Origin of the sequence: Gordonia sp. N1V, assembly GCF_029269935.1 — a bacterium.
Taxonomy (GTDB): domain Bacteria; phylum Actinomycetota; class Actinomycetes; order Mycobacteriales; family Mycobacteriaceae; genus Gordonia; species Gordonia polyisoprenivorans.
Genome location: NZ_JARJDD010000004.1, coordinates 35,771 through 54,040 on the forward strand (window position 1 = coordinate 35,771; position 18,270 = coordinate 54,040).

16 protein-coding genes are annotated in these 18,270 nt (G+C 67.9%); 8 read left to right on the forward strand and 8 right to left on the reverse strand.

Annotated elements, in window-relative coordinates:
• Positions 1-6: 6 nt before the first annotated feature.
• Genes P3L18_RS06840 through glf form a run of 4 tightly spaced genes read right to left on the reverse strand, consistent with a single transcriptional unit; the run spans position 7 to position 4,872 of the window.
• Positions 7-933 carry a decaprenyl-phosphate phosphoribosyltransferase gene (locus P3L18_RS06840; protein WP_276113690.1) on the reverse strand — a complete coding sequence of 309 codons (927 nt, stop codon included), beginning with the start codon at positions 931-933 and terminating at the stop codon, positions 7-9.
• The gene (locus P3L18_RS06845) at positions 930-1,667 is read right to left on the reverse strand and encodes a phosphatase PAP2 family protein (protein ID WP_276113691.1); all 738 of its coding nucleotides are present in this window, start codon (positions 1,665-1,667) and stop codon (positions 930-932) included. Before P3L18_RS06845 ends, P3L18_RS06840 begins: the two co-directional genes overlap by 4 nt.
• Positions 1,648-3,594 carry a glycosyltransferase gene (locus tag P3L18_RS06850; RefSeq protein WP_276113692.1) on the reverse strand — a complete coding sequence of 649 codons (1,947 nt, stop codon included), beginning with the start codon at positions 3,592-3,594 and terminating at the stop codon, positions 1,648-1,650. The genes P3L18_RS06845 and P3L18_RS06850 overlap by 20 nt, the downstream gene beginning before the upstream one ends.
• A gap of 54 nt (positions 3,595-3,648) precedes the next feature.
• Positions 3,649-4,872 (reverse strand): UDP-galactopyranose mutase, encoded by a 1,224-nt coding sequence (glf, locus tag P3L18_RS06855; protein WP_276113693.1) that lies wholly within the window; start codon positions 4,870-4,872, stop codon positions 3,649-3,651.
• 223 nt (positions 4,873-5,095) lie between these two features.
• Here glf and P3L18_RS06860 point away from each other — a divergent pair, with 223 nt between their 5' ends.
• From P3L18_RS06860 to P3L18_RS06880, 5 genes are all read left to right on the forward strand, one after another.
• Positions 5,096-5,833, forward strand: a complete 738-nt coding sequence (locus tag P3L18_RS06860) for a glycosyltransferase (RefSeq protein WP_276113694.1) — start codon at positions 5,096-5,098, stop codon at positions 5,831-5,833.
• Positions 5,830-6,861: an acyl-CoA dehydrogenase family protein gene (locus P3L18_RS06865; RefSeq protein ID WP_276113695.1), complete on the forward strand. Its 1,032-nt coding sequence runs from the start codon at positions 5,830-5,832 to the stop codon at positions 6,859-6,861. Before P3L18_RS06860 ends, P3L18_RS06865 begins: the two co-directional genes overlap by 4 nt.
• A complete protein-coding gene (locus P3L18_RS06870) occupies positions 6,858-7,640 on the forward strand; it encodes a PIG-L deacetylase family protein (protein ID WP_014358482.1) in 783 nt (260 codons plus the stop codon). Before P3L18_RS06865 ends, P3L18_RS06870 begins: the two co-directional genes overlap by 4 nt.
• Positions 7,640-8,281, forward strand: coding sequence for a class I SAM-dependent methyltransferase (locus tag P3L18_RS06875; RefSeq protein ID WP_276113696.1), 642 nt, complete (start codon positions 7,640-7,642; stop codon positions 8,279-8,281). Before P3L18_RS06870 ends, P3L18_RS06875 begins: the two co-directional genes overlap by 1 nt.
• Before the next feature lie 107 nt (positions 8,282-8,388).
• Positions 8,389-9,066 (forward strand): GAF and ANTAR domain-containing protein, encoded by a 678-nt coding sequence (locus P3L18_RS06880; RefSeq protein WP_014358480.1) that lies wholly within the window; start codon positions 8,389-8,391, stop codon positions 9,064-9,066.
• Positions 9,067-9,085: 19 nt separating this feature from the next.
• Here the strand turns inward: P3L18_RS06880 and P3L18_RS06885 are convergent, their stop codons facing one another.
• Positions 9,086-10,660, reverse strand: coding sequence for a SpoIID/LytB domain-containing protein (locus P3L18_RS06885; protein ID WP_276113843.1), 1,575 nt, complete (start codon positions 10,658-10,660; stop codon positions 9,086-9,088).
• Between the two features lie 214 nt (positions 10,661-10,874).
• Between P3L18_RS06885 and P3L18_RS06890 the strand changes: the two genes are divergently transcribed.
• The gene (locus tag P3L18_RS06890) at positions 10,875-12,335 is read left to right on the forward strand and encodes an N-acetylmuramoyl-L-alanine amidase (protein ID WP_276113697.1); all 1,461 of its coding nucleotides are present in this window, start codon (positions 10,875-10,877) and stop codon (positions 12,333-12,335) included.
• 30 nt (positions 12,336-12,365) lie between these two features.
• Here P3L18_RS06890 and P3L18_RS06895 read toward each other — a convergent pair whose 3' ends face one another.
• The 3 genes from P3L18_RS06895 to P3L18_RS06905 are packed head-to-tail and all read right to left on the reverse strand — an operon-like array spanning position 12,366 to position 15,045.
• Entirely contained in the window at positions 12,366-13,199 is an 834-nt protein-coding gene (locus P3L18_RS06895; protein ID WP_172398710.1) for an HAD family hydrolase, read from the reverse strand.
• A gap of 20 nt (positions 13,200-13,219) precedes the next feature.
• Positions 13,220-14,014 (reverse strand): lysophospholipid acyltransferase family protein, encoded by a 795-nt coding sequence (locus P3L18_RS06900; RefSeq protein WP_014358476.1) that lies wholly within the window; start codon positions 14,012-14,014, stop codon positions 13,220-13,222.
• A gap of 41 nt (positions 14,015-14,055) precedes the next feature.
• Complete coding sequence (locus P3L18_RS06905) at positions 14,056-15,045, reverse strand: LacI family DNA-binding transcriptional regulator (RefSeq protein WP_139765574.1); 990 nt, start codon at positions 15,043-15,045, stop codon at positions 14,056-14,058.
• A 190-nt stretch (positions 15,046-15,235) separates the two neighbouring features.
• On the opposite strand from P3L18_RS06905, the gene P3L18_RS06910 reads away from it, so the two are divergent.
• Complete coding sequence (locus P3L18_RS06910; protein ID WP_276113698.1) at positions 15,236-16,864, forward strand: amidohydrolase; 1,629 nt, start codon at positions 15,236-15,238, stop codon at positions 16,862-16,864.
• Positions 16,864-18,264: an APC family permease gene (locus P3L18_RS06915; protein ID WP_276113699.1), complete on the forward strand. Its 1,401-nt coding sequence runs from the start codon at positions 16,864-16,866 to the stop codon at positions 18,262-18,264. The genes P3L18_RS06910 and P3L18_RS06915 overlap by 1 nt, the downstream gene beginning before the upstream one ends.
• Positions 18,265-18,270 lie beyond the last annotated feature (6 nt).

Genomic DNA, 18,270 nt, shown 5'->3' on the forward strand with positions numbered 1-18,270 from the left:
CCTCGATCAGGAGACTGCATAGACCGCGACACCCACGCATACTATCCAGGCCACCGCCAGGACCTGCAGCACACGGTCGCCGAGGGCGATCTCCTCGGGTTCTCCGGCCTGACCACCGTCGATGTCGACGGCGTAGCGCAGGATCGCGATTGTGAACGGCACCATCGACAGGGCATAGGCAACGTTGGTGTCGTGGCCGGAGTTCTTGTCGAAGGCCCACAGTCCGTAGAACAGCACGACGGCCGTGGCCGCCAATGTCCACACGAAGCGCAGGTAGCTGGTGGTGTAGTACTGCAGCGCCTTGCGGATCTTGGCGCCGGTGCGCTCGGCGAGTTGCAGTTCGGCGTAGCGTTTGCCGGCCGCCATGAACAGCGACCCGAAGGCCATCACCAGCAGGAACCACTGCGAGAGTCGGATCTCGGCCGCCACACCACCGGCGATGGCGCGCAACAGGAAGCCCGACGAGACGATGCAGATGTCGATGACGGCTTGGTTCTTCAGCCCGAAGCAGTAACCGAGCTGGATCACCAGGTAGATGGCGATGACGACGGCGGTCTGCCAGTTGGCGATGAGCGCCACCCCGATCGATCCCGCACCCAGGACCAGCGCGAGGCCGTAGGCCAGCGATACCGGCACCACGCCCGCGGCGATCGGCCGAAACCGCTTGGTGGGATGGTTGCGGTCCGATTCGACATCCATCGCGTCGTTGACCAGGTAGATGCAGGAGGCGACGAGGCAGAACGCGATGAACGCCAGGCCGACGCGTCCCATCGCACCGACGTTGGTCAGGGCATCGCTACCCGCGGCCAGCGGAGCGGCGAGGACGAGGACGTTCTTCACCCACTGACGTGGCCGGACGGCCTTGATCAGCCCGGTGGCCAGGTTCTTGGGCGGGCCCTTGATCTTTCCGTGCTCGATCGGCTCCTCGCTCATGCCTTCTCCTTAGTGGACTTGCCGCCGACGACCCGCCCCACGAGGAGGCGTGCTGTCGACCCCGGCATCAGTGCCACTGCGCCGACGCGGGCAGCAGCACCTGCGAGCCGGGTGGATCGCGGGTGGCAGGCCGCGGTGTCGGCGGCACGCTCGATGAACTGATCGCCGACGACGACGGCACCGGCGCTCAGTGCGCCGATCGCGGCTCCGGCGGCGACATCGCTCGGATAGTGCACCCCGAGAACCAGTCGCGAGGTGAGCATAGGCGGCACCAGCGCCGCCGGAAGCAGGTAGGGCGGCAAACCTGCGGCCCTTCCGATGAGGATCGCCGCGGCGGTTGTCGAGGTGGCGTGCGACGACGGGAAACTCAGACGGCTCGGGGTCGACACCCCGACGCGGATTCGCGGATCGTGCGGACGTTTGCGTCGGACGATGCGCTTGATGATCACCGACGCCGCGTGTGCGCCGAAGGCGCCGACGCCGGCCTCGATCCACCGTCGTTGCGCGGTCTCGTCGTCGCGCCGCACCGCCAGCCCCCAACCGACAGCACTGATCGCCAGCCAGCCGAGGGAATGCTCACCGAAATGCGAGAGCCCACGGGCGGCGGGCACGACGCCGGGCGCCTCGAGCAGCACACCCTGGACACCGATCAGTGCGGCGACCTCGCCCGACGGCTCCGCGGCCTGCGGCGGTGCGGCCGGCGATGGGCCCCGATCAGTCGATTCCGAAGACACGCGCCCAGCTCTCCTTACTGGTCAGGTCCCGGTGTTGGGCGCGGTAGCGCTCCGTCAACTCGGGGAACCGCTCGTTGAGTTCACGTACCAGCGCCGCGGATTCGCGTGCGAGGGCGATCATCTTGTCGCGATCGCGCTGGCGGTACACCACGCCGCGGCCGTCGGCGGTGGTGACGGTGACGCCGTCGACCCGGCCGAGAGAGAACCACCGCGCCTCGATCGGCGGGTAATTGGCCTGGGGCACTTGGTGATGCCGCGGATCGGCCGGGCGCATGTTGTTGACGATCGCCCCGGCCAGCGCCCGTAGCTTGGTGACCGGGTTGCTCGGCACCGTCGTCCCGAGATGCGTTGCCTCACCACTGGTTCGGGGCAACTCGGTCGCCGACGGCAGGACCACGGCATCCGGGTACTCCTTGCGCATGGCGGCGATCTTCGGCAGCGCGGTCGGCAGCAGCGAACGGATGTGATCGGGGCCGGCGAGGAAGTCGCGGATCGCCTCGTTCTGGATAGCCACCGTCGAATACTCAAGGCAGAGAAGATGTTTGGCGGTTGCCTTGACCATCGACTGCAGAATGCCCTTGATCGGACCGTCGTGGTGGATCGCGGCGACGACGAGCCGGTTGCGCAGATGGAAGTACGCCTGCCAGTCGATGGCGTCGTCCTTGTCACTCCACGCCATGTGCCAGATCGCGATGCCGGGAACCGTTGCCGTCGGGTATCCGGCCTTGCCTGCGCGCAAGGCGAATTCCCAATCGTCCCACTTGATGAACAGCGGCATCGGCAGGCCGATCTCCTCGGCGCAGACACGCGGGATCATGCACATCCACCAGCCGTTGCCCTCGACGTCGATCCGGCGGTGCAGGTTCTTCGAGTTCTCCCGGTCACGCAGCGGATACTCGGCGAAGTCGTGGTCGTATTCCACGAACGGCGCCGCCGTCCACATGAAGGTGTGGTGATTGATGACCTCACCCATGCAGTGCAGGTGACTGCGGTCCTGCAGGTTCAGCATCTGCCCGCCGACCAGCATGGGGGTGCGGGCGAACCGCGACATCGCCAGCGCACGCAGGATCGAGTCGGGCTCGATCGCGATGTCGTCGTCCATGTACAGGACGTACGGGGAGTCGGTCAGCCGCAACGCCTCGTACATGATCCGCGAGTAGCCACCGGAACCACCGAGGTTGCCCTGATCGAAGATGTGCAGCCGATCGCCCAGTGCCGCAGCGGCTTGCGAGTAACCGGGCTCGTCGACGACCTTGCGGGTGCCCTGATCGGGCATCAGCACCGCGTCGATCACCTCGTCCACCAATGGATCCGAGGTGAGCGCGGCGAGAGCGTTCACCGCGTCGGTGGGCCGGTTGAACGTCGGGATGCCGACGGTGACACGTTTGGTGTCCGGACCGCTGGGCACCGGGATCGTCGAATACCAGCCGGCAGAGACGATTTCGGTCTCGGTGTCGGTGGTGACGTCGAACCAGATCCATCCGCCGTCCTCGAACGGTCCGAGGTCGAGCTCGAACTCGATGGTGCCACGGCCGTTTTCATCGATGGGGACCAGATCGCCACCGATGCCGATGCGGGAGCCGTCGACCTTGGAGCGGTAGAGATCGACGCGGCAGGTGCCGATCACCTCGACCCGCAGCACCACCGAGGTGAGGATCGACCAGCGTCGCCAGTAGGCCGCGGCGAAGGCGTTGAAGTAGCTCTCGAAGCTGACCTCGGACTCCGCGCCGAGGATCACCGAGGTGCGGCTCGGGGCGTGGGCACGGCGCGCATTGCTCGCGGATTCGACGAGGTAGAGCGAACGGACGTCGATGGGCTCGCCGGGCCGGGGGAAGATGACCCGCTGCAGCAGTTCGACCGCCGTGGAGTCGGGTTCGACCGTCGACGACGCGGCCACGTTCTCCTGTTGGGCAGGGGTCACACTCATTACTCCGCTCTGGTCTGCGAATGCACTGTCATCGCCGGTGGTCGTGCTCGGGCACTACGCGTCGGGACCCACCAGCGCCGCACCGTCTCGCAGGTGTGGCGCCAAGGTGTTCTCGAACATCGTGAGCGCACTGGCGATGGCCATGTGCATGTCCAGGTACTGATAGGTGCCCAACCGTCCACCGAAGAGCACCTTGGAGTCGGTGGTCTCGGTCTTGGCCAGGGCTCGGTAGGACGCGAGCATCTCTCGGTCCTCGGGGGTGTTGATCGGGTAGTACGGCTCGTCGTCGTCCTTCGCGAAACGCCCGTACTCCCGCATGATGACCGTTTTGTCTGTCGGGTAGGTGTCGCGTTCGGGGTGGAAGTGCCGGAACTCGTGGATACGCGTGTAGGGCACGTCGGCGTCGTTGTAGTTCATCACCGGGGTGCCCTGGAAGTCGCCGGTGGGCAGCACCTCGGTCTCGAAGTCGAGGGTGCGCCAGCCGAGGCGTCCGGCGGAGTAGTCGAAGTAGCGGTCGAGTGGGCCGGTGTAGACGACGGGCGCGTCGGGGCTCTGCGTGCGCAGCGCGTCACGCACGTCGAACCAGTCGGTGTCCAGCCGCACCTCGATGCGGTCGTCGGCGGCCATGTTCTCCAGCCACGCGGTGTAACCGTCGACGGGGAGACCCTCATAGGTGTCGTTGAAGTACCGGTTGTCGAAGGTGTAGCGCACCGGCAGCCGCGTGATGTTGGCGGCCGGGAGGTTCTTCGGGTCGGTCTCCCACTGCTTGGCGGTGTAGTGCTTGATGAACGCCTCGTACAGCGGACGTCCGATCAGGCTGATCGCCTTCTCCTCGAAGTTCGCCGCGTTCTTCGTATCGATCTCGGCGGCCTGTTCGGCGATGAGCGCACGTGCCTCGTCGGGGCTGAAGTACCGGCCGAAGAACTGGCTGACCAGGCCCAACCCCATCGGGAACTGGTAGGCCTGACCGTTGTGCATCGCAAACACGCGGTGCTGATAGCCGGTGAAGTCGGTGAAGCGATTGACGTAGTCCCACACCTTCTGGTTGGAGGTGTGGAACAGGTGAGCACCGTACTTGTGGATCTCGATGCCGGTCGTCGGTTCGGCCTCGGAATAGGCGTTGCCGCCGAGATGGCCTCGACGCTCGATCACCAGGACGCGTTTGCCCAGTTCGGCGGCCGCGCGCTCGGCGATGGTGAGACCGAAGAAACCGGAGCCGACGACGATCAGGTCATAGGGGCCGGAGCGGGGCGAATCGGCGCTGGTATTGGATGCCACGGGTGTTCAGGGTAACCGACCCGACCGAGGGAATCCCAAAGCCGGGCAGCGATGTGGCGGGTCGGGATGCGCGGCCGATGTCGTCCGTCCGTGGGAGCGACGTTCACCTGCGAGTCCGGTAACCTGAGAGTTTCACACCGGCCTTCAGCCATTGGGCCTGCAACTCCCGATATCGCGGTCCGGGGATCATCCCCGACCACGCGAACGAGTTCAGGGGCCGCCCGTGCCGAACGCATCGCATTCCTCTCACGACTCCGATCATCTCGCCGTCGATCGTGTTGTCGTGGTGATTCCCGCCCACAACGAACGCGACCTGCTGCCGTCGTGTCTGCGCGCGGTGCGGATCGCGGCGGACGCGGTACCTGTTCCGGTGCAGATCGGGGTGGTGCTCGACACCTGCACCGACGGGTCCGCCGAGGTGATCGGCGCCGCGGTCACCCCGATCGTCGGCGAGTTCGGGACGGTCGGGGCCGCGCGAGCCGCCGGCATCGCGGCATTGCTGCATGGCGCCTTCCCCGAGAGCGACCCCGAGCGGACCTGGGTGGCCACCACCGACGCCGATTCCGAGGTACCCGGCAACTGGCTGCAGCGCCATCTGACGCGCGCGTCCGAGGGCGCGGACGCCTACGCCGGCACGGTGACACCCAAGGACTGGACGCGGTGGCCCGCGGCACTGGCAGATCGCTATCGGCGGCGCTACCGCGATCACGACGGCCACCGTCACATCCACGGGGCGAACCTGGGGGTGCGGGCCGACGCCTACCTCGCGGTCGGCGGATTCGGCGAGCTGCCGCACGACGAGGACGTCGACCTGATCGAACGCCTGGAGTCGGCGGGTGTCTCGATCGCCTGGTGCGCCCAGGCCCCGGTGGCGACCTCGACACGTCGGCACGGTCGCGCTCCCGAGGGCTTCGCCGCGCATCTGCGCTCGCTCTCCACGACCGGACGGCGCTCGGCATGACCGCTCCCGCCACGCCCCCGCCTGAAATACCCCCGCCCGCCACCCCGGCAGCCCGGGCCCGCCGGATCGCCGACGATCTCACCGATCGGGTGTCGCATCCGGGCGAGGGCGACACCACCGCACGCTGGCGTCTCCTCGCCGACCTCACCCACGACGACATCGCCGTCGGCCGACTCGTCGAGGCACACCTCGACGCGCGCACCATCCTTCACGAAATCGCTTCCGGTACAACCGAACCCCGGTCCTTCTGGGGCGTGTGGGCAGCCGAGCCGCCACAGCCTCGTATCGAGGCGTGCCGCACCGATCGCGGCTGGCGGCTGCGCGGCGCGAAGCCGTGGTGTTCGGGTGTACAGACGTGCACGCACGCCCTGGTGACCGCCGACGTCGACCACGGCGCCCGCGCCCTGTTCGCCGTCGACCTCAGCGAGGCGGGCGTGCGTCGGGAGACCACCGAGTGGGCCGCGACGGGGATGAGCACCACCGAGACCGGCACCGTGCATCTCGACGACGTACCGGCCCGCCCGATCGGTCCCCCCGGTGCCTACCTCGACCGTCCCGGGTTCTTCCACGGCGGCATCGGCGTGGCCGCGTGCTGGTGGGGCGGGGCACGCAAGGTCGCCGATGCGATCTTCCGAACGTCCCCGGCCGACGACGTGACCGCGATGCATCTCGGCGCGATCGACGCCCGCCTACTGGCCGGATTCGCCATGCTCGAGCAGGCGGCCGGCATCGTCGATGCACACCCCGACGATCTCGACGGGGCGCGCCGCCTTGCGCTGTCGGTCCGCTGGTCGGTCGAGCAGGTGGCCACCGAGGTCATCGACCGGGTCGCGCGGGCTCTCGGTCCGACACCGTTGGTGCGCGACGCCGAGCACGCGCAGGCCGTCGCCGATCTCGAGGTCTACCTCCGGCAGTCCCATGCCGAGCGCGACCTGATCGACCTCGGACGGCTCACCGAAGCCCCGCTGTTCGGTCGCTTCGCCGGCCGCGACGGCATCACCCTCGAGCCCGGAGCAGGTACACGATGACCACCATCGGCCCCTCACCCACCCAGTTGCGCTTCGCCGAGCGACCGATCGACATCCCCGGCACCCCCGAATCACGATGGCGAGAATGGCTTTCGGGGCGCACTCCTACCGATCTGGAGGTGACGGTCGATCGGTTGATCGTCCTCGGCGCCCACCCCGACGACGAGGTCCTCGGGGTCGGCGGGATCATGTCGATCGCCGCCCGGGCGGGCGTAGCGGTCACGGTGGTGTGCATGTCGGACGGTTCGGGATCCCACCCCGGGTCGGCAACGGTCTCACCCGAGCGATTGGTGATGCGTCGCCATCTCGAACTCGACACGGCTGCAACCCTTCTCGGACTCGACCGGCCACGGTGGCACGGCCTGCCCGACGGTGACCTCGCCGCCCACCACGAGGCGATGTGCCGCATCGTCGACGGCTACCTCGACGCCTGCGGCGACGAGTCGGTGGCCGTGCTCGCGGTCTGGTCCGGCGACGGCCACCCCGATCACGAGGCACTCGGAAACTGTGCCCGCGAGGTCTGCACACGCCGGGGCGTTCCGCTCTGGATGTACCCGATCTGGATGTGGCACTGGGCAACTCCCGGCGACGATGCCGTGCCATGGGATCGTCTGCGCCGGGCGCCGTTGTCCCCGTTGGAGGTTGCCGTCAAGCACGCCGCCGTGCATGCCTTCGCCTCGCAGGTCCGGCCCCTGTCCGACGACCCGGCCGACAAGGCGATCCTGCCGCCGCACGTGCTGGCCCACCTCACCCGGCCCACCGAATACGTGTTCACCTGATGACCACTCCACGACACCCCGACGACGGCCCGAAGACGTTGCCGGAGAACTACTTCGACGACGTCTACCGCGACACCGACGACCCGTGGGGGTTCACCGACCGCTGGTACGAACAACGCAAGTACGCGCTGACGCTGGCGTCGCTGACCGCTCCGCGGTACCGGCGGACCTTCGAACCCGGTTGTTCCATCGGCATTCTGAGCGCCGCGCTCGCCGACCGCAGCGAGGAGATCGCATGTATCGACGTCAGTGCGCGGGCGGTCGAACTCGCCGTGCGCCGACTGGCCACCACCGACGCCCGGGTCAGTGTGTCCACCGGGGATCTAACCGGTCCGTGGCCGCCGGGCACCTTCGACCTCATCGTGCTCAGCGAGGTGCTCTACTACCTCGGTGACGCCGACCTCGACGTCGTCGTAGAGCGACTTCCCGGGGCGTTGACCGACGACGGCGAGGTGATCGCGGTCCACTGGCGGTGGCCGGTCGCCGACTATCCGCAGTCCGGCGACGCCGTCCACGAGCGGCTGTTGCACTCGCCGTTGCTGCACTATTCGGGCTATCGGGACAGAGATCTTTGCCTTGATGTGTTCCATCGCGGTCCACGCGACAGCGTCGCGCAGCGTGAGGCCCTCACTCCCGGCTGACCGGGCGCACCGCGGTCGAGGAGCGCGGTAATCTCAGGAGTTGCGTCGCCGGATGCGCGCACAGTCGTCCACGGACCATCAGTTGTCGGCAGCAAGGAGTTGAGGGGATGACGCCGGAAATCACCACCCGGATCACCGAGGTAATCAACGATCTACGCGTTGAGAGCAACGACCAGGAGGCCGTGCTGCGCGCGATCTCGAAAGCCGCCGTCGACACGATCGACAACGCAGAGTATGCGAGTGTCACGCTGGTCACCCGCGGTCGGATCGAGACACCGGTGATGTTCGGCGATCTCGCGGGCAAGTGTGACGATCTCCAGCGTGAGCTCGGCGAGGGCCCGTGTGTCCGTGCTGCCGTCGACGACATCACGGTGCGCATCGACGACCTCGCCAACGACCCGCGATGGCCCCGGTTCGCCGCTGCGGCAAGCGCATTGGGCGTTGCGTCGATGGCGTGCTTCTGCCTCTACATCGACGGCAACGACTTCGGCGCGCTCAACCTGCACAGCACCACCCCCTTCGCCTTCGACGACGAGACGTGCTCGCTGGCCGAGTTGTTCGCCGCGCATTGCGCCACCACCTTCGGGGCCGTCCGCGAGAAGGAGCAACTGCGCAATGCGCTCGGGTCGCGCGATCTGATCGGTCAGGCCAAGGGCATGCTGATGGAGCGCTACCGGATCGACGCCGACGCCGCGTTCCTGCTCCTCGCGCGCCTGTCGCAGGAGTCGAACACCAAGCTCGTCGACGTGGCCGCCAACGTCGTCGTCGCCGGCCCCGGCACCTGACCGGCCCCGACCCTTCCACCTAGCGCAGGACGTTGGCCTTCGGGAATCCGAGGACCGGGATGCCACCGCGTGCCCGGAAGTTCTTGTAGCCGCTTCCGGCGAGCACATGCGCTCCGGTCTGCTTGGAGAAGAACAGCATCCCCTGCTGGAAGAGTTGGGTGACCCCGGCGCCGTCGGGCGTCAGGGTCGGTACCCCGAGTGCCGTCCCGAGCGTTCCGGGAACGTCGCCGAGGCTGCCGAGCAGGCCCTGGAACGCCGCGGCCGCGGTGCTCACCAGATCACCGGCTCCGGGCACCACCTGATCGGCGATCCCGCCCAGTGATCCCGCGTCCAGGGATCCGAGGTCCAGGGAGCCCAGCCCGCCGGCCGGGCCGGTCGGTGGCTTCACGATCTGCGGCGGGGTGCGCTGGCCCTGCACGGCGAACCAGTCGGACTTGAGGCCCAGCTTCATGCGTGCGTCCTCGCCGGACGCCTCGACGCTGCGGCCGCCGCCGGTGGCCCGCACCTTGAGTGCACGCCCGTTCTCGGCGCCGAGCCCGTTGGCCTGGATCACCTCGAAGCTGTCCAGACTCGGCAGACCGAACGCGCTCGCGATGGCGCTGGGGCTGATCGTGGTGGTCCAGTTGTGGTTCGGTGACGCGGCGTCTCCGTCGTCGACGACCGCCGGGAACCGGCCGCCCGCGGTGTATCCACCGGTGGACGAGGAGAATTCGGTGAATGCCGGCTGGCCGTTCTGCAGCAGGATCTGCCCTGCCGTCGCGTCGGCGGCCTGGTCGCCGCCCGGGTCCTCGCCGGTGACACCGCCGTAGACCTGCGAGTTCTGGGTGTCGTCGATCTTCTTGCCGCTCGCGATCGCGGCCAGGGCGTAGGTGCGGGCGGCGACGGCCTGGGCCTTCAGCGCCTCCATGCCGCCGGAGGTCGCCCACCCGGGCACGCTCTCCTTGGCGATGACGCCTTTGACGTAGTCGTCGACGTTGAGCCGGTTGGTGACCCGTCCGCCGTCGAGGCCGAGGGAGCCGCGGAATGGCTCGTTGGATCCGCAGAACTTGAGGAATTCGTTGGCCGGTCGGTTCGGGGCGGTGTTGATCGGGTCGGCGAAGGCGGCGTTGACCGTGCGCACGACGGGACCGCCGCAGCCCGCGGTGATCGAGGCGGTGGTGCCGTTGACGGTGACGGCCTGGTTCGGCGCGACCGGTTGCCCACCCACGGACATGCCGGCGTCCGAGCGCACGCTCACGCCACCGCTCTTGTTCGACAGGGCGACGTTGACGATCGGGTTGGCCGGGCGGCCGAACGTCGTCCCGCCGTAGAAGTGTTGCAGGATCTGCCGGTACGACCAGCCCTGCTTGGCGTAGCCGTACGCGCCGTACTGTCCCATCCCGCGGCCGTGACCGAAGCCATGACCGATCAAGGTGATCTCCGAGCCGGCGGTCAGGCCGATCTCGACACGATCCGACGCGGTGACGGCGACGAGACCGACGCCGCCCATGAGCGCGGTGGCCGACACGGCACCGATGACCGTCGACAACCGCCGACGCCGGGCGTGGCCCGGTCGGGTGCGGATGGTCAGGACTCGGCCGACCAGGGACGTCACAGCCACGAGGTCTCGTTTCTCATGATCGAATGTTACGTATGTGAATAGTGGGACTCATGTGACGATAGACAAGTCACTTGAATATCACCAACCACAGGAGATAACAACCACATCACGAGTTGCCTCGGTGCGGCGTGGGCGCACGGCTGCAGTGCGCCGACCACGACACGATCGGCGCGCACGCACCACCGACCCGAGGGAGCTGAGAAGACCAGTGCGGTATCCACGACGAAAGCCCTCGGTGGTCCTTGCCGCCGTGGCGATGACCCTCGGCGCGGCGTTGTTCATCGATCTCGGCTCCGAGCGCTCGGCGCCGTCGGTGCGACCGGTCGACACCCATCGCTCGACCGGGCCCGGCGACGCCGGCGCGATCGACCCCACCGCCACCGACGCCACCGCCACCGACCCCACCTCCATCGACACCGTCGACCTCCGCGAGGTCCCGAATGCGGTGGTCGAACTCGCGCGGTCCGGCCTGGCGCGTGCCGGTATCCGGCTGCCCGAGGTCGATCTGTCCGCGCTCCCCCTGCCCGCCGCGACAGCGCCCTCTACGTCGCCGACAGCGCCCGGCCGCCAACCCGTCGGCGCCCTCGTGAAGCATCTCGTGCGGGACACCCCGTTCAAGATGGTCGGATTCACGTGGAACAAGCCGGTTTGGGACGAGGCCGAGGACGCGACGATGATGCTGCGGGCCAAGGACCCGGTCCGCGGATGGGGTGACTGGGTGGAACTCGAGCCCATCCAGACCTCCACCGACCCCTCGGCCGATCACCCCGGCGGCACCGAACCCGTGTGGGTCGGGGCCGCCAAGGAGATCCAGGTCGCGCTCACCGACGGCCAGAGCGCCATTCCGGCCGCCGATTCCACCGGTGCCGGCCTGGCCGATCTCGTGGTCGGCTCTGCCGGAGAGGTTCTGAAGAACCTCGCGAGCACCGTGCTGCCGGAACTGACGGCGATCCTGTTGAGCCCCGACAGTCTGCTCTCACTGGGGTCGTCGATGCTGACGACCCTCTCGGGTGGTCCGCAGGTGATCTCACGTGCGGCGTGGGGTGCCGACGAGAGCATCCGTTGCTCGCAGCCGACGATCTCCCCCACGCTGAACGGCGCGATCGTCCACCACACCGCGGGCAGCAACGACTACACCCCGCAGCAGTCGGCGGAGATCGTGCGCGGCATCTACGCCTACCACGCACGAACCCTGAACTGGTGCGACATCGGCTACAACGTGCTCGTCGACAAGTACGGGCAGATCTTCGAAGGCGCGTTCGGCGGCCTCGACCGCAACGTCGAGGGCACCCACACCGGCGGCTTCAACAAGAACACCGTCGGCGTCTCGATGATCGGCAACCTCGACGAGGTCGCGCCGAGCGGCCAGATGCTCGCCGCGGTCGGCCGATTCCTCAAGTGGCGTCTGAACCGGGCCGGCCTCAACCCCGCCGCGACGGCCACCCTGACGTCGGAGTACTTCTCCGACAGCAAGTTTCCGCCCGGAACGCAGACGCGTCTTCCGGTGATCGCCGGTCATCGCGATTACAACAACACCAGTTGCCCTGGTATTCAGGGATATCCGGCCCTCGATCAGATCCGGGCACTCGCCGGTGCGGTGGCGCCGACCGCACCCGAATCCCCCGCCCCCGACTCCCCGGCCCCCGAGGCACCGGCACCCGCGCAGTAGTGAATGACGCGCCCCGGCTGGACATCACACCTAACTGAACCACCGAGCCAGCACGCGGGCAACCCCGTCCTCGTTGTTGCCGACGGTGATCTCGTCGGCCGCGGCGAGCGCGGCCGGGTGTGCGTGGCCCATGGCGACACCGTGCGACGCCCACGTGAGCATCTCGACATCGTTGGGCATGTCACCGAACGCGACGGTCGTCGACCCGTCACCTCCGTTGTGGTCCAGCAACTTTCGGAGCCCGGAGGCTTTGTGGGTGTCCGGAAGCGACAGCTCGACGAGTCCGTTGTCGGTGGAGAAGGTGATCTGCGCCAGATCGCCTATGGTTCCGGAAAGTCGTTGCGCAATCTCCGAACTCGGCATTCCGGGGGCACGGACGAGGAGTTTGACGGCGGGTTCGGTGTAGATCTCCTCGTCACCGACCTCGACATGGTCGGGGTTGAGCCACGCGTGCTGATAGCCCGCGGTGGCCACGAACGGCGCGGTGGCGGCGTCGTGCGCGGATCGACCCACACGTTCGGCGGCGATACCGCACCCGGGGATCTGCGCCTGGGCGATCTTGCCGAGTTCGACGAGAATCTCCGGCGACAGTGTCGCCGAGGAGATGATGCGATCGTGCTCGACGTCGTAGAGGATGGCACCGTTGGCGCACACCGCATGTCGCACCGGGATACGCGACCGGTCGAACTGGTCGGTGATCTCGGCGATCCACCGGGGTGGACGGCCGGTGGCGAGGACGAACTCGGCTCCGGCGGCACACGCGTTGGCCAGGATCGTCTTGGTGTACTCCGACACCCGGTTCTCGTCGTCGATCAGCGTACCGTCGACGTCGCTGGCGATCAGCGTTGGTCGTGAGAGGGTCACCGGCTCCTTGCCTTCGAGCTTCACCTACGCGACTTCCCTTCTCGCTGTGCCGCTTTCGCCGCCCGTGCCGCCGCCTTGCGTTGCGCTTCCTCGTCCTCGATCACCGCAGCCTGCTCCGGGGTGGGTGCGGTGCCGCCGAGTCGCGTCGGCACCCAGAACTCACCGGCCGGATGCGGGTAGGCGTCCTGCACCTCGTGCAGCACCTCGGTCATCTGCGCGCGCAACCGCGCGGTCTGCTCCTCGACGTCGGCGTCGGCGGGCACGTGGATTGGCGCCCCGTAGCCGACGGCGATCGGGATACCCGCCCGCCCCATCCGACGCTTGCCGCCCTTGGTCCACTGCCGCTGCGCTCCCCACACGATCGTCGGGATCATCGGGACCTGCGCCTCGAGTGCCATGCGCACCGCGCCGGTCTTGAATTCCTTGAGCTCGAAGCTGCGACTGATCGTCGCTTCCGGGTACACCACGACGATCTCACCGGAGCGCAGCGAGTCGACGGCCGCGCGATAGGCGTCGGTGCCCTGCGAGCGGTCGACGGGGATCGTGCGGGTGTGGTTGACCAGGAATCGCATGATGGCCACGTCCATGACCTCGGACTTGATCATGAACCGCGCCCGCCGCCCGACCCGGTACAGACCGAGCGCCGCAGGCAGGAAATCGACGTAGGCCGTGTGATTCACCACCAGCACCGCGCCACCCCGGGTGGGGATGTTGTCGAGCCCGGTGAACCGCAGATCCACCTTCTGCGCGCGGACGAGGGTGTTCGCGATGATCTCCAGGGCCCGGAACACCGGCTCCCGATCCGCGTTGGTCATGCGGTCAGACTATCGGGTCACCGCCCGCGCGAGACTCCGCATCACGGCCTCGCGCGCAGCGGTCCGGCCGTGGACGCACGCACCCGCAGTGACGTCTCGACCAGGGCGGGACCGGGCGGACGCCCCTCGAGGACGTCGCAGATGGCCCGCACCGCGATTCGCCCGGTGCTGCGCGGCGCGAGATCGACGGCGGTGATGTCGGGGCGGGAGAACACGTAGGCGGCGGTGTCGGTGTAGCCGGCGAGCAGCATCTGATGCGGCACCTCGATGCCGTGGGAGAGGAGTACGTCGAGAGCCAACCGGGCCGCGCCGTCGGGTGCCGCGACGATCGCGTCGGGCGCATCGTCGAGCACCGCGGTCACCTCGGCGACGATCTGTTCGGGGTCGGTCGCGAAGTTCACGTCGCGCACGCGAACGTCGTGGTCGGATTCGGCGAAGAGACGATGCAGGTCGGCACCGAAGGCGGTGGTCGACGGGGGAACCAGCGCCGCGATCCGACGCGCCCCCTGGTCGGCCAGATGGGTGAGCAGTGTCTCCACGCCGTGGCGGTGGTCGATGGTGACCACCGCGGCGGCCGTGGCATCCGGCGCGAGGTCACGCTCCAGAGTGACATGCGGAACCGGAAGTCCGCGAACGGTTTCCATCACCGGATCGGTGAGGCTCGGGTCGGAGACGATCAACCCGTCGAGCGCCAGCGCCGCCATCTGCTCGCGCCGGATGCCGGGCGGCACGAGGGTGATCGCGAGCCCCTCACCGATGGCCGCCTCGGCCGCCCCCTGCATCAGCTGCAGGTAGTAGTCGAGGCCGACCGTCTCCTCGGGGATGAACAGTCCGATCACCCCGGCGGTTCCCGAGCGCAACCCGCGGGCCACCGCACTGGCCACGTACCCGAGTCCCGACGCCACCTCGAGGATGTGGGCGCGCGTGCGGTCGGCGACGCGCCCGCGGCCGGCCAACGCATCCGATGCCGTGGTGGTGGACACCCCTGCCGCGCGGGCGACGTCGTGCAGGGTCGCACGGCGAGAACTCATGAAGACCACAGTAAGCGGGCCGAAGATCGGCGGCAGCAACGGTGCGGAGCTTCGGGTAATTCCCCGAACGCAATGTCAACTGCACGTTACAAAATGCCGATTCGAGTGGCCGGAACGTTCCGGCACAGCTGTTATGAACACCAAACCTCGATCGAGGTCACTGATTCCGCAGAGCAGAGAGGGGTAGTCGGTGGCAGCAGATCTCGTCATCACCGGTGCCGCAGTGTTCGACCACCCCGGGGTCACCGCGGTGTCCGTCACCGACGGACGCATCAGCGCACTGGGTGCGGCGGCCGAGGCCCTCATCGGGTCCAGCACCCGGGTGCTGACCACTCCGGGTGGCCTCGTCCTGCCCGGATTCGTCGACGCCCACGTCCACGCACCGTTCGCCGGGCGCAACCTGAACTGTCTGTGGCTCAACGACACCGAGGGCAAGAGCGCCTACCTCCAGCAAATCGCCAACTACGCGGCCGCGCATCCGGAGTTGCCGTGGATCGTCGGCGGCGGCTGGGCCATGGAGTACTTCCCCGGCGGCACACCCGACCGTCGCGACCTCGACGCCGTGGTCGGCGACCGACCGGTGTTCCTGATGAACCGCGACGTCCACGGCGCCTGGGTCAACACCAGGGCGCTGGAGATCGCCGGCATCGACGAGCACACACCCGACCCGATCGACGGACGTTACGAGCGCGACACCCACGGATATCCGACCGGGACACTGCACGAAGGAGCGGCATACGCCTTCGACGCCGTCCACGTACCCCGACCCGATCTCGCCGAGTGGCGCGCGGCGATCGTCACCGCACAGCGCCACCTGCACTCCCTCGGCATCACCGGCTGGCAGGATGCGTGGGTCACCCCCGACACCCTGGCCGCCTACCGCGATCTCGGCGACGATGGCGGGCTCACCGCCCGTGTCGTCGGCGCATTGTGGTGGGATCGACACGCTGGTCTCGAACAGCTCGAACTGTTCGCCGCACAGCGCGAACACGGTGCGGCACCGAACTTCTCGCCGACGACGGTCAAGATCATGGCCGACGGGGTGATGGAGAACTACACCGGCGCCCTCCTCGAACCCTATTGCTCCTGCGTGGACCATCGCGGTGCCGGTAAGGGCAACAGCACCGGCAGTGGGCTCAGTTACGTGGATCCCGACACCCTGCAGCGCGCGGTGACCGCATTGGATGCCGCGGGTTTCCAGGTGCACATGCACGCGATCGGCGATCGCGCCGCCCGCGATTGTCTCAACGCCGTCGAGCGTGCCCGTACCACCAATGGCCCCAACGATCTTCGCCATCACATCGCCCACCTGCAGTTGGTTCATCCCGATGACCTCCCGCGCTTCGCCGCGCTGGACGTGGTGGCCAATCTGCAGGCGTACTGGGCCCAGCACGAGCCACAGATGGATGCGCTGACGATCCCGTTCCTCGGCGAACGCCGTGCCGCTCTCCAATTTCCCTTCGCCGATCTCGTCGCGCAAGGCACGCGCATCGCGATGGGCAGCGACTGGGCGGTGACCACCGCCGATCCGCTGGCCCAGATCGAGGTCGCCATCACCCGTCGCGACCCCGACCACCGCGACGGCGAGCCGTTCCTGCCCTGGCAGGCACTCGACCTCGACACCGCGCTACGCGCCTTCACCGCCGGGTCGGCGTATGTGAACCACGATCCGTCGGGCGGGCGGATCGCCGTCGGCGCCCGCGCCGACCTCGCCGTCCTCGACCTCGACATCACCCGCTCAGCCCACCTGCCCACCGACGCCGTCGTCGTCACCACCATCGCCGGTGGCGCCGTGGTCCATCACCGAGGAGATCACTGATGTCCGAACCCGCGACCCCATCCAGCCAGAGCGGAACCGGCCCTGCCGCAACGTCATCGGGACAACTGCACCGCGTCCTCGGTCTACCCGAGCTGATCTTCTTCGGTTTGGCCTACATGGTGCCGCTCACCGTGTTCACGACCTACGGCGTGGTCACCGACGGCACCGAGGGCCACCTGCCGGGGGCCTACGTCATCACGCTGGCCACCATGATCTTCACCGCGCTGAGCTACGGCGCCATGGTTCGCATCCATCCCGTCGCAGGCTCGGCCTACTCGTACACGCAGCGGTCGTTCGGCGGGTCGGTCGGCTTCGCCGCGGGATGGGCGCTGCTGTTGGACTACATCTTCTTACCGATGATCAACTTCCTGGTCATCGGCATCTTCGTCAACGCCCTGTGGCCCGCGGTGCCGGCCTGGGTCTGGGTGGTCGTCTCCATCGCGGTGGTCACCGCCCTCAATGTGCTCGGCATCAAGATGGTGACCCGATTCAACTACGCGCTCATCATCTTTCAGATCGTCTTCATCGTCGTCTTCGTCGCCCTGGCCGTCCGCCACATCATCGGAGATACCGGCACCCCGTCGATCGGCTCGGTGTTCTTCGGCAACGCCCAGATAGGTCTGCTGTTCTCCGGGGCGGCCATCCTGTGCCTGTCGTTCCTCGGTTTCGACGCGATCTCCACCCTGTCGGAGGAGACCCGCGACCCGCGGCGACTCATCCCCCGGGCCATCCTGCTGGTGACGGTCATCGGCGGCGGATTGTTCATCGTGGTCTCGCTCGTCGCCTCGTTGGCCTTCCCGGACTATGTCAACTTCACCGACGTCGACTCGGCGGCGAACGACGTGATGGTCCGGGTCGGTGGGACCGCGTTGGAGACCTTTTTCACCGCCGCCTATGTGGCCGGGTGCTTCGCCTCGGCGTTGGCCTCACAGGCCAGCGTCGGTCGCATCCTGTACGCCATGGGCCGCGACGCCACCCTGCCCAAGCAGGTGTTCGGCCGGATCACTGCGCGGTTCTCGACGCCCGCCAACGCGATCGTCATCGTCGGTGCGGTGTCGCTGGTCGCGCTGACCATCAGCCTGTCCACCGCGGCGGAGATGGTGAGCTTCGGCGCTCTCGTCGCCTTCTCGATGGTCAATCTGTCGGTGATCAAGGTCTATCTCATCGAGCAGCGGCGACGCAGCGCCACCGACCTGGTGCGTTTCGGGGTGCTGCCGCTGATCGGGTTCGGGTTGACGATGTGGCTGTGGACCAGTCTGTCGGCCACCGCCATCACGGTCGGTCTGGTGTGGCTCGCCGTCGGCGTCGCCTATCTGATCTACCTCACCCGCGGATTCCGGCGTCCGGCGCCGACCCTGGACATGCGCGAGGCATCGGTGCCCGTCGCCGACCCGGTCTGAGCGAGC

What these genes read in the sequence shown, in the direction of transcription:
- P3L18_RS06840 (WP_276113690.1), bottom strand. Translation starts at nt 933, where the DNA reads ATGAGCGAGGAGCCGATCGAGCACGGAAAGATCAAGGGCCCGCCCAAG.
- P3L18_RS06850 (WP_276113692.1), bottom strand. Translation starts at nt 3,594, where the DNA reads ATGAGTGTGACCCCTGCCCAACAGGAGAACGTGGCCGCGTCGTCGACG.
- P3L18_RS06865 (WP_276113695.1), top strand. Translation starts at nt 5,830, where the DNA reads ATGACCGCTCCCGCCACGCCCCCGCCTGAAATACCCCCGCCCGCCACC.
- P3L18_RS06870 (WP_014358482.1), top strand. Translation starts at nt 6,858, where the DNA reads ATGACCACCATCGGCCCCTCACCCACCCAGTTGCGCTTCGCCGAGCGA.
- P3L18_RS06875 (WP_276113696.1), top strand. Translation starts at nt 7,640, where the DNA reads ATGACCACTCCACGACACCCCGACGACGGCCCGAAGACGTTGCCGGAG.
- P3L18_RS06880 (WP_014358480.1), top strand. Translation starts at nt 8,389, where the DNA reads ATGACGCCGGAAATCACCACCCGGATCACCGAGGTAATCAACGATCTA.
- P3L18_RS06900 (WP_014358476.1), bottom strand. Translation starts at nt 14,014, where the DNA reads ATGACCAACGCGGATCGGGAGCCGGTGTTCCGGGCCCTGGAGATCATC.
- P3L18_RS06905 (WP_139765574.1), bottom strand. Translation starts at nt 15,045, where the DNA reads ATGAGTTCTCGCCGTGCGACCCTGCACGACGTCGCCCGCGCGGCAGGG.
- P3L18_RS06915 (WP_276113699.1), top strand. Translation starts at nt 16,864, where the DNA reads ATGTCCGAACCCGCGACCCCATCCAGCCAGAGCGGAACCGGCCCTGCC.